The sequence below is a fragment of the Pedobacter suwonensis genome (genome assembly GCF_044762335.1).
Lineage (GTDB): Bacteria > Bacteroidota > Bacteroidia > Sphingobacteriales > Sphingobacteriaceae > Pedobacter.
This window is the reverse complement of sequence record NZ_JBIWEB010000012.1, coordinates 69,003-83,999: the sequence shown is the minus strand read 5'-3', so window position 1 is coordinate 83,999 and position 14,997 is coordinate 69,003. Positions and strand designations below refer to the sequence as shown.

General features: G+C 43.1%; 7 protein-coding genes. All 7 read right to left on the bottom strand.

What is annotated here, in order from left to right:
• Positions 1 to 111 precede the first annotated feature (111 nt).
• Positions 112 to 2,850 (bottom strand): alpha-L-rhamnosidase, encoded by a 2,739-nt coding sequence (locus ACIQXP_RS17720; RefSeq protein WP_387506405.1) that lies wholly within the window; start codon positions 2,848 to 2,850, stop codon positions 112 to 114.
• Positions 2,851 to 2,964: 114 nt separating this feature from the next.
• A complete protein-coding gene (locus ACIQXP_RS17715) occupies positions 2,965 to 5,748 on the bottom strand; it encodes a glycoside hydrolase family 2 protein (RefSeq protein WP_387506403.1) in 2,784 nt (927 codons plus the stop codon).
• On the bottom strand, positions 5,748 to 7,169 hold the full coding sequence (locus ACIQXP_RS17710; RefSeq protein ID WP_387506400.1) for a sialate O-acetylesterase: 1,422 nt from the start codon (positions 7,167 to 7,169) through the stop codon (positions 5,748 to 5,750). Before ACIQXP_RS17710 ends, ACIQXP_RS17715 begins: the two co-directional genes overlap by 1 nt.
• A 116-nt stretch (positions 7,170 to 7,285) precedes the next feature.
• Entirely contained in the window at positions 7,286 to 9,118 is a 1,833-nt protein-coding gene (locus ACIQXP_RS17705; RefSeq protein WP_387506398.1) for a six-hairpin glycosidase, read from the bottom strand.
• Between the two features lie 119 nt (positions 9,119 to 9,237).
• On the bottom strand, positions 9,238 to 10,170 hold the full coding sequence (locus tag ACIQXP_RS17700) for a glycoside hydrolase family 43 protein (protein ID WP_387506396.1): 933 nt from the start codon (positions 10,168 to 10,170) through the stop codon (positions 9,238 to 9,240).
• 188 nt (positions 10,171 to 10,358) lie between these two features.
• On the bottom strand, positions 10,359 to 11,759 hold the full coding sequence (locus ACIQXP_RS17695; protein ID WP_387506394.1) for a glycoside hydrolase family 140 protein: 1,401 nt from the start codon (positions 11,757 to 11,759) through the stop codon (positions 10,359 to 10,361).
• A gap of 2 nt (positions 11,760 to 11,761) precedes the next feature.
• On the bottom strand, positions 11,762 to 14,893 hold the full coding sequence (locus ACIQXP_RS17690; protein ID WP_387506391.1) for a DUF6298 domain-containing protein: 3,132 nt from the start codon (positions 14,891 to 14,893) through the stop codon (positions 11,762 to 11,764).
• Positions 14,894 to 14,997 lie beyond the last annotated feature (104 nt).

The window sequence follows — 14,997 nt, the reverse complement described above, 5'->3', positions numbered from 1 at the left end:
CGAGAAATCGGAACTGGCTGACGTGCCTCCCCGCAATGACGATTTGTTCTTGCGCCATGGTTGTGTCCACACAAACCATCATTTTAATTACTTCGTGCCTTGCACTGACGATTAAAGTTCTGCCACAAACTCATAATCACCTGAGCCCACCTCATAAATGGCTCTGTCTTTTTCTAATTTTATAAATTTTAAATCCTTTATTGAACCTGAATTTTCTGTAACTGCTTGTTTGTTTTTTGCCGGAATATAGATTATAGCGCTGGTATTGACCGGAATACTTACTTTCCATGTAAGTTTACCGGTGGTTTTGGTATAGTTACTTTTAATTAAACCATAAGCCGACTGGTAACTTGCATTTACATGATCTAATCCAGCGATCATTTCGGGTTTCATCCTAACTTTTTTAAAGGCCGGGCTTTCCGCTTTAATACCAGCCAGATTTTCGTAATACCAGATCAGTAAATCGCCCAGCATCATCACGTGGTTTTGCGAATTCATTTTCGGATCGGCGGTATTGCCATTCCAGAGTTCCCAAATGGTGGTTGCGCCGTTATCGATCATATAACCCCAGCCTGGGTAAGTTTTTTGTGTAGCGATGGTATAAGCCAAATCAGGTCTGCCGTAATCGTTCAAACAGCGCATTAGCCACTGCACGCCGACTAAGCCATTGCTTAAATGCCCTTTATTGGTTACTTCAACGGTATACACTATATTTTTGAAAACCTGCTCGATATGCTTTTCCGGAACCATTCCGAAGTAAAGCGGAATGATATTATCTGTTAAGTTATTATCGCCATAAAAGCCTTTTTCGTTATAAAACCTTTGATTAAAGGCAGCTTTTATTTTATCTCCCAGCGCGTCATAATCTTTATAATCACCTTGATTCCCGCTTATCTTGCTAAACTGCATCATCACTTGTGTAAAATGATAGTAGTAAGCCGTCGAAATCAGTTCGGAAGGATACTTTTTATCGGCACTTTTACCTCTGCCTGCCTCAATTGTTGCTGGTGGCATGCACCAGTCACCATAACTGTCTTTGGTGAGGATATGATCTTTCATGTAACGGTCTTGCATATAAGCCAGCCATTTTTTAATGGCCGGATAGTTTTCAGCCACGGCATGGACATCGCCGGTTTGCCTGTAAAGCATTTCGGTAATGAGCACGATGGAACCCGGCCAGCTCATGTTATCGCTGTAATAACGCCAAAATGCGGGTGCAACATCGGGGATTGCACCATCTTCTTTCTGTGCATTCCTGATATCCTGCAGCCACTTAGCATAAAAACGGCCATTATCGAAAAGGAAATTTTCGCCATGCGCAACGGCTCCTCTGTCGCCTAGCCAGGGCATACGCTCGTTGCGTTGCGGGCAATCAATTGGGATGCCTTTGTAATTTCCGGCGATACCCCACCAGGCATTTTTAAAGATCTGGTTGATTAATGCATTTGACGTTTCGAAAGTGCCTGTGGTATTCATTTTATCGTAGATCATTTTGCCAACAAAGTCGCTGGGGGTTGGCATGTAATTGAGACCAGATAGTTCAACATATCTAAAGCCGCGATAGGCAAAAGTGGGTTCCCACAATTCTGGTTCGCTTCCTTTAAAAGTATATAAATCAGTGCATTTGGCATTGCGCAGGTTTGCCGTAAATAACTCGCCATTTTCCTGTAGGGATTCTGCAAAACGCATTTTCAGCTGCTTGCCTTTTTGGCCTTTAACTTTAACTTGTAACCAGCCAACCATGTTTTGACCCATATCGAGGATAAATCTGCCGCCAGAGATTGCTTTAACAGCAACCGGTTTGAGTGTATTCATCACCCGCATATTTTCGTTCATCTGGGCTTCGATGGTTCCTGATGGTTCCTGTACAAATTCTGCCTTCAGCCATTTGCTGTCGTCGAAACCTGCTTTATTCCAGCCGCTTGTTTCTTTTGTGGCATCATATTCCTCGCCATCGTACTCGTTATTTGCACGGATGGGCCCATCAGCAGTGCCTTTCCAGCTATCATCGGTGTCGATATTGGCTGTGCTGCCATCGCTGTAAACAATATGGATGTTCAGCAGCATTTTAGGAAAACCAAAAGTTTTGATTTTATAGGGTTTTTCATTTTGCCGCATGGCGAAGAAACGACCATTGCCTAAAATGGCACCAACTGCATTTTTCCCTTCTTGCAGATAAGGCGTCACATCGTAAGTATTGTATTTTACATTTTTATTGTAATCGGTTGGTGAAGGAGTGAGTACCTCCTCACCTACTTTTTTACCATTCAGGTAAAGCTGGTACAAGCCCAGGCCGATAATTGAAGCTGTGGCGGATTTTACTTTTTTGGTACTTCGAAATTCCTTCCTGAAATAACGTGCCGATAAACGGGAGTCGGTTTTGATGTTATCCCATGGAAAGGCCCGATCGAAACCAATCCAGCCTTTTGGCCAGTCTTTGTAGTTAAGCAATCCCATGGTCCACGAATTACTGGCCGACCATTCGCTTTCACCTGCAGTTGTCCATGTTTTTACTTTCCAGAAACAAAGCATTCGGCTGTTAAGGGCCTGCCCATTGTATTGAACATGGATCGATTCATCACTGCTTACTTTTCCTGAATTCCAGAGATCTCCTTCATTTTGAGCCAGCTTCTCAGCAGTTGAGGCCACTAAAATTTGGTAAGCCGTTTGAACAACATTGCGTTTTGGTGAAAGAATCTCCCAGCTTAAACGCGGTTGTGTTGCATCAATACCTAATGGATTAACCAGCATTTCGCATTTCAGGTTTTGCAGGCTCACCTGGGCCACCAGTTTTTGGAGTGGCAGGACTAGCAGCAGTGTGATTAGCGATATGTAGGTTTTAATGTTCATTTTTTTAGTGATTACACCGATTCAGTTAATTTTTTTTGCCACAGATAAACACTGATCCTTTGCAGCAATAATTCAATAATATTTTTTATCTGTGTTCATCCAATTCATCTGTGTTTAATTCTTGGATGAAAAATCAAAATACAAAGTCATATCCAATGCTCTCGCCGGTTCTTTTTCAAAATCGTAATATACATGTTTCATGCCCATCGGACCGGTGGTTTCTGGTTTTTGCGTTTTGGTACCAATAGCCGAAATTCCGTTCATAAAAGAAATGTCGCCGTTTGGAAAAGTTGGACTCATGTTATCATATTCTGTATCTTTCGATTTCTTCGGCGTAAACAGCCTTAAGAAAATATCTTCTCTATCGGTTACTACCCTGAAATTTTGTGTCTTACCAACAAAATCGCACCAGTACAAATTGGCATAATAGCCTTTAAATTCAGGGTATTGCCATGGTGGCTCTCCGGTTGCAGAATCGTTGTAATCTTTTTTCCATACGCCGAGTTGAGTACCTTTCATGCGGTTTTTCCAAACACGGTATGGTCCGCTACCTTTGTAAGTTATGCCTTTCATTTCTGTTTCGGGATAAGAAAAGTTTAAGCCAACGAAAGTGGTAAAATAAGCCGCGGGGAAATATTTTACCTGCATTTTTAACCATCCTGATGGATAAATGGTCCATTCCAGGGTGTTGTAACTTTCTTTTCTGTCAAAAGTTGAAGTGATAACCAGATTTTGGCCATCCATTCTGGTCGTGAAGTTTTTAAAGTTATTTACACCTTCCTGTAAAACCGGTCCGTTGTTAAACGGGATGATTCCTTTCGTATTCTCGACCTTTTGCAGCAGGCCGTTTGTTTTATCGAAGGTTAGTTGAACGCCGTTAGCCGAAACTTCGAAAACTGTAGCCGATGTTTTGAGATCCACTTTTGATGATCCGGTGGTTAAAACCAGTTTAGCAGCATCATCTTTTGGCAGGCTGATCGGGAAACTCCAGGTAAATAATTCCTTGCCGTAAACATCTTTAGCAGTTAAATACAGTGCATCGAAATTTTTCCAGTCTGCAGGAAGACTGATTTGCAATTTTCCTTTCTTTAAAGGTTTAATATCAGGTGCATTTGCTTTACCTGCTTTGAAATCGGTTTCGGAACCATCGGCCTTTAATCTTTTTAATTTCCACTCAAAACTGCATTGGTTCAGGTTGGTAAAGGAATACCTGTTCTCCAGAAGGAAAGTACCATCAAATGCAGCGGTGATTTCTCTTTTTTCAACAAATACCGGACTCCATACTTCTTTAATGGTATAAAAACTGCCTTCTTTTTCGTGGTATGGCCCTACAATTCCATCTGGACCATGGTTACCATCAGTATCCAAAATGCCATTTTTATCGGTGCGCACTACAGCCTGATCTGCAAAATCCCAAAGAAACCCACCGGCAGAAAGCGGGTTGTTCCACATCGCGTTCCAGTAATCTTCTATCCCGGCGCCATGGCCGCCATCCCACATGCCATGCAGGAATTCTGTTGGCATTAAGATATTATGACCATGATCGTAATTGCCGATACCATAATTATACTCGCGGTAATGTGTGGTTTCGAAGCCACCAAAAACCTCCCATGGGTGGATTAACGGGCGTTTCTGTATATCGTTTTCAGGGAAAAGGCGATCGAGTTCCCGGTTGTGTCCACCTTCGTTTCCGTTGGCCCAGAACACAATGGATGGATGGTTTTCATCGGTCGCCATCATTTCTTTAAATAGTTTGGTACCGGTGGCTGTGTTGTAGGTACCGTGCCATCCGGCCAGTTCATCCATTACAAAAAGGCCAAGCGAATCGCAAACGTCGAGAAAATGACCATCGGGCGGGTAATGCGACATGCGAACGGCATTCATGTTCATTTCTTTCATTAACTGCACATCTGCAATGCTGATTTTTTTACTGGTGGTGCGGCCCGATGAAGGATAAAACGAATGCCGGTTTACGCCTTTAAATTTCATTTTTGTGCCGTTAATATATACGCCATCGCGCTCACGGACTTCAATCGTTCTGAAGCCTATTTTTTTGGTGATAATATGAACTGGTTTACCGTCATTATATAAAGTAAAAGTAACTTTATATAGGTTTGGGAATTCTGGCGACCACAATTTTGGTTTTGGAAGTGTATAGCTAATAAAATGATTTTTATTGTCATCTGGCATAACTATACGGTCTGGAATAAACCCGAAAAGCTTTCCATTTTTATCGGTAAGTTTAATTTCGACTCGATCATACGAGCCAGATGCATTAACAATAGCCTCAAATCTTCCACTTGCTGATGCATTAATTTGAACTCGATTGATATGTGATTCTGGTAAAGCCTCAAGGTAAACGGGACGAAAAATACCACCAAAAATCCAAAAATCTGCTTTGCGTTCTGCATTGTTAACCGATTCATTGGCAGAATGTTTAGCTACTTTTACTTCAAGTAAATTATCGCTACCCGGCTTAAGCAGTTTGGTAATGTCATATTTAAATACGTAAAATGACCCCTGATGAATTTCTCCGGCCAGCTGGCCATTGATTTTAACCTCGGTATCGGTCATGGAGCCTTCAAAAACGATATTAATCTGTTTGTTTTTCCATGCAGCAGGAACATTGAATTTATACTTATAAAAACCTTGTTCTTTGCCATTATTTTCTCCTTTATTGAAACCGTAATTGTATTTTCCAAAGCCTTGCAGCTCCCAGTTTGAAGGAACAGGAATAGTGGTCCATTTGCCCGAATTCATGCCTTCGGTGCAAAAGAATTCCCAGTTTACGGTATGATCGTTCCCCGTACCCGATAGATACAATTTCTCTGTTTGTTGTGCCTTAGCCAGGCAAAACAGTAAAATAAAGCAAAGAAATAGTGATGACCGTTTTAACATTAATTGATTTTAAATTGCTGGGTTAATGGATTATCAGTTCGAAAAGGTAAAGCGGGCAAGCCGTTGCTGTAAAAATTCCCCGAAGGGTTTTCTGCCCAGTTGTAACGTACAGCCTTAGGATGCATCACATCTTTGGCTGATACCCATACTTTTCCGTCTTTAATTTCGGCATTGGCGGGTACAAATTTCCCGTCAGCTCCTGCCAGGGTAAAGCCCGCGACAGTGCCAGAATCTTTCGCATTCAAATGTTCGAAATCGAGTATGGCCTGGTTCGCTTTAAAAGTTATTGTTTGATAAATTGGACCTGAAAAATCTATTTTTTGATGGTACGTTTTGGCTAAAGCCCAAAGTGCCAGGCGTCTGCCTACCTCCCATTTATAAGTTGGATGTAAATCACTACCGTTATCGTTTAAATCGGAAGTTGAGATCATTCCCGTATTAGGCAGGCGTAAAAGCTGTTCCTGCGCTTCCCAGAAAGCAGGTTCTGTATTGGCGGTTAGTACAGCTTTTTCGCTTTTATGTTTGCTGTAATCGAAAGGCGCAATTTGCACATAATAAAAAGGCAAATTACTTTCTCCCCAAGCTTTACGCCAAAGGTTAATCAGCGTTTTCATTTTATAGGCATAGCTGATGTTTTCGTTTAAAAAGCAATTGGTTTCGCCCTGGTACCATAAAAAACCATTGATTTTAAATTTGGTAAGTGGCTCAATCATAGGAGTATAAAATTTACCCGGATCGTTGCCTACATTTTTGTCTTTAAAATAAGCTTCATCAGCAAATGCCTTTTCCGAAATCCAGGGTTCGATGGCGCTGCCTGGCACTGCAGAAGAAATTACGCCTACCGGAACATTCAGTTTTTGTTGTAACTCTTTGGCAAAGAAATAACCTACGGCCGAAAAGGCACGCAAGGCAGAATCTTCGGCCGCACTCCAGCTTTTATGAATGGAATCAGGTTTGATTAAAGTTTTTCTGTTTACCAGGAAAATCCTGATCTGCTTGTTTCTGGCATGTGCTACTTCATCAGCCGGAAAACCCAGTTTTTCATTTTTGGGCTTCGGGATTTTAGCCAGTTTGCGCATGGCATATTCCATGTTCGATTGACCGGAACAAAGCCATACTTCGCCAACCAAAATATTGCTCAGCTCGATGGTATTGGAACCCGAAATAAGCATACTTTGTGGTTGCGCTGATGTTTTTAAAGGATTTAAAACTACTGCCCAGTTTCCGTTATTATCTGTTAGGGCTTCTTTTTTTTGCCCTGCAAAGGTTACGGTTACCCGCTCGCCTGCTGCTGCAAAGCCCCAGATGTTGATGGGTTTATCGCGTTGTAAAATCATGTTGCTGGAGAGGATTTGTGGCAACAGGATTTTGGCGTTGGCGTTGACCGTAACTAGTGAGGTTAAAATTATAGTTATCGTCATTGCGAGGAGGTACCAAGAAGCAATCTTTTTAACCTTGCACAAAGATTGCTTCGCTTCGGTTAGAAATCGAAAGCTCGCAATGACGGATATCCTTGAACTCCGAACTGTCAACTTTCTCATAATCCCTCCGTTTTTAGATATTTGATCAGATAAACGGCTTCTTTTTTCTCGGCCTCACCTGCGTTCTTTAAATCATAGATTTGATCAGCTGGGGTGTCTATATCCGGGAAACGGCGTACATCGCCTGTACGGAAAACAATGCGTGAAACATTGGCTACCGGTTGGAAAGCCAGACCAGTAAGCACATCTTTACCATTAACGGTAATGGTATAAAAACGATTTGTGGTGTTTAGTTTTAGCTTGATATTGTAGGTTTCACCAGCCTTATATTTTAAGAAATTTTTGTAGCGTGCACCAGCTTTTGCACTTAGTACACCTGCGGTATCAAACGTTAAACGCACGGTAGCCATGCCTTTATCATCTTGCAGCTCAATTTCCATTAAACCGAAATTATCCTGTTTAGGGGTAATCGAAAAAGAAGTGCTTAACTTACTTGAGGCCAGAAACACACGTTCGGCTTTTGCATAATCAAAAGGATCTCTGTCTTTTAGGACTAAATTGCCATTTTCTACTTTTACCGGTGCCCAAAGCGGACTGTAAATATTCCACAAAGCCAAAGCTTTGTCGGCAGGCATTTTACTGAAATCATCGTTTACATGGGTGTTAATCGTTGTGATTACGGGTACCGGAATGCCTGAAACCCAGATATCTTCTTTATTCATGCTGTATGTTACCCAAACCTTACCATCATCAGGTTTTCCATTACCTTCTTCAATGCCCCGAACGTATTGCGGACCATACGATTTATAATTGCCTCCATAACGCATGGGTGTGATTTCGCCATTTACCAAGGAAAGGTCAGTATAATCCAAACCATTCTTACTGGTGGAGATGGCCAGTGGCCAGCGGTATTCAGATGGATTATATACGGTTGCAAAATGTCCATCAGGGGTTTTTTGGCCCCAGATTTTGGCATTGCTGTTTACAAAACCAGGCGCACGGAATGCACTTTCAGGCCAGCTTTTACCATTGTCGGTACTGATGGCGGTCAAAGCGTTCTTCCATAGGCCCACTACGCGACCATCGGGTAAATGATAGTAACTGAAGGCTTTGTATTGTTTTTGTAAAGTAATTAGGGGGTCTTTCCGGTCGGCCTCTTCGTTCCATTGCTGGGTCATTAATTTGCTTGCGAGCAGCTCGTTACAGGCTTCAATAAAAGCTTTTCTTTTGCTTTTGGTATAGTAAGGATATCTGGTGTTCTTTTCAGAATAACCTGGGTTGTAATGGATAAAATAAATCGGTCCGTATGTACCATCTGCCTGTATTTCGCGTACGGCCCGGCCGATGCCATGTCCGTCATTAGGATCATCCTTGGCATCGAAACTGATGGCATAGAAGCCCAGCACCAGAAAAATATTTTTGGTCGAAACATAAAAACCCATTCTTTGATGCATTACCGCATCCAGATCTTTTGCTACATCTGTACGGCCTTCTTTTGTGGTACCATCCGGAATGCGGTAAACAGGAAAAATAACGTCAGGTTTGGTCCAGGCGTAGCCATCTTTTGACGATTGCAGCAGCGTTTGTCCTGGCGGGATGCTCTCGCCTACTTTATTGCTCAAATATTCTACATAAAAGCGGTTGTTCCAATAAGCCAGCATGGGTGCGTGGTTATAGGTCCAGCCAAAGTTTTCTGCCAGCTCTGGGTGCTCGCGGTTTGCACGTAAGGTTTGCATGCTGTGTACACCCACTACCGGTGTTAACTGCCCGTGGTGGTAATCGGCATTAACCAGTGTTTTGCCAGTATAGCGCACGGTATCCTGTGCCTGCACAGTGGATAGTGCCAATGCAAGTAGGATAGCTAAACCAAATATCTGTTGTACTTTCATTTTAATTATGTTCTACATCATTGCGGGTTTCCGATTTCATCGGAACGAAGCAATCTTTCTTGCTCCATAGATTGTTTCACGCGCCCACTCCTTCCCTTACTTAAGTTCGCAATGACGAATTATTTATTAATCAATAACTCTTCAATCACTTTCTTCTTCACTTTTAAAATAGTACCATGTTTATGTCCTTCGGGTACTGAAATTTCTCTGGTTATATCTTTAAAGGTTTTAAAATCAGTAGTTTTCATGGCCGAATAGTTTTTTTGTCCGTAAGCGTCAAAATAAACCAGCCAGTCTTTTCCCGTTTTTACCACTGTCGGGCCTTCGGTCAGTTTAGGGCTAAAAGCCTCAGATACATTCGTATAGGGGCCTAAGGCCGAGGATCCAAAAGCAACCTTTAAATTGCGGTTTGGCCGGGTATTATCTTTCAGAACCAGTACATAATCTTTTGCTTTGCGTTTAACAATCACGGCGTCGATCACGCTAAAGCCGGGATCGAGAAATAACCTGGGCTGAGAAAAGCTTTTGAAATCTCTGGTCGTAACCGAGTACATGCGGTGGTTATTTTCCTCTTCTTCCATCCCTTTGGCAAACCGGAACGGTATGGTCGATGCCCAGATGATGACATATTCTTTATTCTCTTCATCGTAAAAAAGCTCCGGCGCCCAAACGTTCACGGTTTTAGGTTCATTCTCCATTACCGGAATAAATTGCTGTTTACCCCAGTGGATAAGATCTTTGGAACTGGCATAGCCAAAACCTTTGTCGCCTTTCCAGCTGCATGTCCAAACGAGGTGAAAAGTACCATCAGGGCCTTGTACAATGGACGGATCACGCAGTACTTTTTGAGTTCCGACTGTTGGTTTTAAAAAGATTTTGTTGAAATCGGTCCAGTGATACGCATCGAAACTGTACAGTAAGCGCAAGCCTGCTGTTGCCGGTTCATGGAACGAGGTAAACAAATAAGCCTGTTTACTGCAGGAAGTTAACCCGCAAAGTGCCAGACCTAAAATGGCTAACCGTAAGGAGGATATGAACTTTAATTTTAACACTTTCCTTGTTTATAGTGGTGCCAGACATTGCTATCTGGTACTTTTATTCGTTTCATTTTCAGCATCAGATGGTAACATCTGACGCCACGTTACAGGATCTTCATTTCGACTGAAGCGCATCGGAACGGAGAAATCTTTTGATTTTATCACCAGATTTCTCCACTATGGTCGTAATGACGATCTTTCCATCATATTTTATCTAAAATCAACACCCAGTCGTTGCCGTTGGCAGCTTCGCCGGGAGGGTTAAACTCATGGATGCCTTTGTTCTCCAACTCACCAATCGGGATTGTTTTTCCGGTCCGAGGGTCAAACCATGAAGCTTTTACCTCATCGCCATCAATTTTACCCATTTGCACCTCAAAATTTCTGCCGGTGTAGGTATAACACATGGCGAAATCTTCGCCCCTTGTTGCCAATACGCGGTCATATTTTTCACCGTTGCGACCTGCGATTAACGTTTGGTCGGGTACGCGGTCGAAATAGCTGCGCGAAAGCAGCAACATTTTTAAATACCGCATTTGGGTAGCTCCCGGTGCATTTAAAGCTGTAATCCATTGCTCTTTCGGGCCATACGCCGGTTTTTTATCGGTAAATTTGTACATCTGCATTACCGAATTGTGGCCGTATGTATAACCAAAAGCACCCGCAAAAACCGACCAGTAACCATATCTTCTCACATCTGCAGCTGTCCAGCGTGGCTGTAAGGTATCGTGTAATCCTTGAGGAATTCCCTCATAGGAGGGTTCGCCATCAATTGATGGTTTAACGGGTTTTAACCGGTAATCGGCTTCGATGTATTTCCAGTTGTCTTCGCCATAGTGCAATTTTTCGTTCTTTGAGGTATCCTGGTCATAACGGCGGTGGCCGGATTGTACCATATCAAAATCGCACCAGGGCGAGTTATGAAACCATTGCGAAGAAGCTGTTCTGCCACGAGGGTGGAAAGTAATTAAATGATTCGGATCATTGGCACGCAAGGTTTGACCAATGGCATTCCATACTTTTAAGCCATCAGCGCCTTTTATGTCGCCACCATTTAACCAGATGATATTCCATTTCTCACGATATCTTTTGGCTAAAAATTCAGCATATTTTTTAGCCTGCGCCTCCTTTACTTTGCCGGCTTTAACATTAGTTCCCCAAACGGGTACCAATGCCATGTACAGGCCTTTTTCTGCGGCTTTATCTACAATATAATCTACATGGTCCCAGTAATCGTAGGCTACAGAATCTTTCGGATTATTGCCCGGGGTAAGCATGGGTTTGGCGACTTCGCCATGCACTACAGATGAATCTAAATACACATTGCGCGAGGGCACATCGTGCAAAACCATCACCTGGACTACATTAAAGCCCTTCTGTTTTCGATCTTCGAGATAAGTATTGGCTTCTTCGCGGGTCAATCTGCTAAACAGCAACCAACCGGTATCGCCCAGCCAAAAGAAAGGTTTACCGTCTCCGGTGGTTAAATACCTTCCGTTTTCGGAAACCAGCAAGCTTTTATCGCCAAAATGTGACCTTTCCTTACAGCTGAATGTCAGCAGGTAAAGCAGGCATAAAAGGAACGTTTGAGATTTAAGCTTCATAACTAAATTTTGTTGATGATGATGAGCTCTTCGCTGCTACCGGTTTTATTGATTATCGCCACAGCATTTCCGTTTATTTTTTCTTCTTTCAGCACTTTGCCATTTTTTGGGTTCAATATTTTTACGCTGAATTTTCCTGTAGCTTTACTCAGGTTTAAGCTTAATGGCTCGGTAGAAGCATTATAGAGGATGTAAGTTTTTCCGGTATTTTCCAAACCATATTGTTTTACATTTTTTCCGGCCGGAAGAAAAGGTTTTGTACCCAAGATCAGGTTTAACGTGACTTTATCGATATGACCGGCATTCGAAAGCGAGCCTCCTGCCATTAAAATGGCCCAGCCAAAATTTTCGTAATTATCCCCCGAATAGATAATTGCTTTTTCAGGGAATTTGGTTTTATATTCAGAAACAGCACGGTAAACTTCTTCAAAAGAGGTTTTCTTTGGTTTTAGAAGCCGTGCATGCTGACGCGGCGCCAGGCTTAAACCTCCTTTAGGTGCATACGCTGTACCATCTGCCTGATAGTGCCAGTAACGGATATCAATTAAATCAACTACATTGGCACGCTCCGGATCAGCCAAAATCGCGTCCTGAACATCTTTGGTAACGCTCAAGCCAATAATCGGGTGTTTACCGGTTTCTTTTTCCCATTCTTTAATGGTATCGATCCAGAACTGCACAAAATGCAAAGGACCGGTAAACTCGGCACCAATAAGCTGGATTACACCAGAATTTCCTTCAAAATTCTCAAGGCACTTGCGGATATAGGCCTTATGAATGGCCCTGCGGTGTTCGTTACCGATATCATAGAACTGTTCGGCCATAAAAATCCGTTTATCACCTGCATATGGAACCGGCTCAGGAAAACCTGTGCTGTTAATATTGTTAGCCGTACGCCAAGGAAAATCAGCGTAATGTGCACCTGCTTCGATAATGTTGTGCTGAAAATAATTTTCGTGGATGAGTACCAGGCCTTTCTGATCGGCCAGGTTAGCAAAGTTTTTTAAACGGTCCCAATACCACAGGTTGTATCTGGTGATGTCGTATTTACTCAGGCCATCCCAGGCTTTGTCCTGTCCGCTCCGGGCAAAAGGCAACTCATAAAAGGGTGCCCAAACCTCGCCGTCCATCCGGCGGATGCGTTCGTGGTCATCTCTTCTCCTGTCGTACCAGAGACCATAATTGTGATCGAGGATTTTAACCGAACCATTCTTCATTGAATCAGTGATATCATCCAGGTTATCAGTTAAACCATTGCCTTCAAGCCCTGGTACAAAACGCGTAATGTGAAATTTAGTGTTTTTTAATCCATAAGGCCGGGCACTTCCATTCCACCAGGGAACTTCTTGTCTGTCGCCTAATATAATTTCATTTCCGCGGGTAATCCAGCCATTTTTAATGCTCATTACGTCAGCGGTTTGTGTGTTACTCATCTTATGAATCCCTGAAGCGGTTAACAGCTTAGCCTGGCCTTTCTCTGTAGGAATCTTATTTCTTCCAGAGGCCGAATCGATATATTCAGATAAAGTTAAAGCGGGTTTGTAGGCCAGTTTGGTCAGTTTTAGTGCTACATCAACCGGTGGACTGCTTGATGCTTCTGTTTCAACCGGAAGTATAAAAGCGCTGGCATCTGTACTATTGCCAACCCTGTCTTTCAATTGTGCATAGTAAAAACTCCGGGGCTGAATCTGCTCGTTAGACATATCCCAATAACCATCGCCCGAAAACTGAGCCCAGGTACCGAAAGCCCAGTTTTGAGCAGTTGGAGGTTGATAGTTATCAACCCTGGCCGCGCTGCATTGCCAAAAAACACTGTTTGCGGCGCTCCATCCTGCTCCTTGCCCATCCTGACCACGGTTTAAGTAACTTAAGGCCTGTCCGTCGATATTCACAATATCGAATAATACGCCCGAAGCCCAGCTATCGTAAGCTCCGCTGAAAGAAAATGGCAGGTATGCCTGGCATTGTACAAAAACATTTGGGCCTGGGGCACAGAAACCGACGGCAAAATCGTGGTAACCGTATTCTGAATATAACCTTTGAAAAAGCGTTTGTTGCCCTGTTGTTAAAAAGGTATAACGGCGCTCACCACCAATTTCGGATACAGGTGCCAACGATTTACAATCTTCAACGGTAATTCTTTTGGCGCTGGCCAGTACATTCACAGCAGAACCTGCAAAGTGTTCAAAAACCACCTGGCGTACCCAGGCATCTTCCACATTTTCGAGGCAAATGGCTGTCCAGCGGTGGTATTCGTCTTTAATATTGTCTTTATGGTAATCCGATTCAAGCTTCAGGTTCTCGATTCCTACCTGTGCGATCCGGCCATTCCATTTGTATTTGGCCACTGTTGCACCACCAAATTTAGCATCGAGCGCTGTGGTAATGGGCGCATCCAAAGTAATGGTCGATCCATTAATAGCGATAATTTTGCGATCCCAGAAAATATCCCTGGTGCCCGGTTTCCAGCCCAAGGCGCTTTCGCCACCGCCGAACTCAACAGTTTTCAGGGTTTCGATCCACGCGCTGGTCGATGGCCGCTGAATGGTGATTCGGTCACCCGCTTTAAAGCTGCCGGTATTGGCCAGTGTAAGCTGGATGGCATTTACGGGCACATAAATATCTGTAACAGCCACAGCTGCTTCCTGGGTTTTATCATTTTTACCCAAAACCCTGATCACACCCATGCGGTCTAAACCAGTAGCAAAAATTTTAGTACCATCGGCTCCCATACCACTACCCCTGATAATGACGCCGGAAGCTGCAATTTTTAAAGTGCCGGCAACTTCATACGTTCCTTTTTCGAGTAAAACAGCCCCTCGCAAACCATCTTTGCCGGGCTGCATCGCCGAAACCATATCAATCGCCCGCTGGATGTAAGGTGTTGCATCTCCTTTAATCAAAGGAACGACGATTTTAGCTGTTGCTGTCGGAATGGCTTTTTCGCCAGCCATATAACCTGCATAAGAAAAATCGGGAATGCGGTTGCCCTGAGCATCGGCTGTGTAAGCCAATTTACCATCGTTACCTTTAAAAACAGGCTTAGGTGGTTCAACTGGCCTGGTTTTCTGGGCAAAGCATACCGCACCCATCAAAAACGCGATGACCAGCATCGGTACGGTTTTGATTGGCATTGATTTTAATATTTGGTTAGTTTTGGGCATTTGTGTTTTTTAAAGTATTAATCATTGCGAGGCAATAGAAATTATGGTCATCCCGATTGTAACGCAGTGAAACG

Coding starts and splice junctions, on each gene's coding strand:
- ACIQXP_RS17695 (WP_387506394.1), bottom strand. CDS start 11,759: ATGAAGCTTAAATCTCAAACGTTCCTTTTATGCCTGCTTTACCTGCTG.
- ACIQXP_RS17720 (WP_387506405.1), bottom strand. CDS start 2,850: ATGAACATTAAAACCTACATATCGCTAATCACACTGCTGCTAGTCCTG.
- ACIQXP_RS17710 (WP_387506400.1), bottom strand. CDS start 7,169: ATGACGATAACTATAATTTTAACCTCACTAGTTACGGTCAACGCCAAC.
- ACIQXP_RS17690 (WP_387506391.1), bottom strand. CDS start 14,893: ATGCCAATCAAAACCGTACCGATGCTGGTCATCGCGTTTTTGATGGGT.
- ACIQXP_RS17715 (WP_387506403.1), bottom strand. CDS start 5,748: ATGTTAAAACGGTCATCACTATTTCTTTGCTTTATTTTACTGTTTTGC.
- ACIQXP_RS17705 (WP_387506398.1), bottom strand. CDS start 9,118: ATGAAAGTACAACAGATATTTGGTTTAGCTATCCTACTTGCATTGGCA.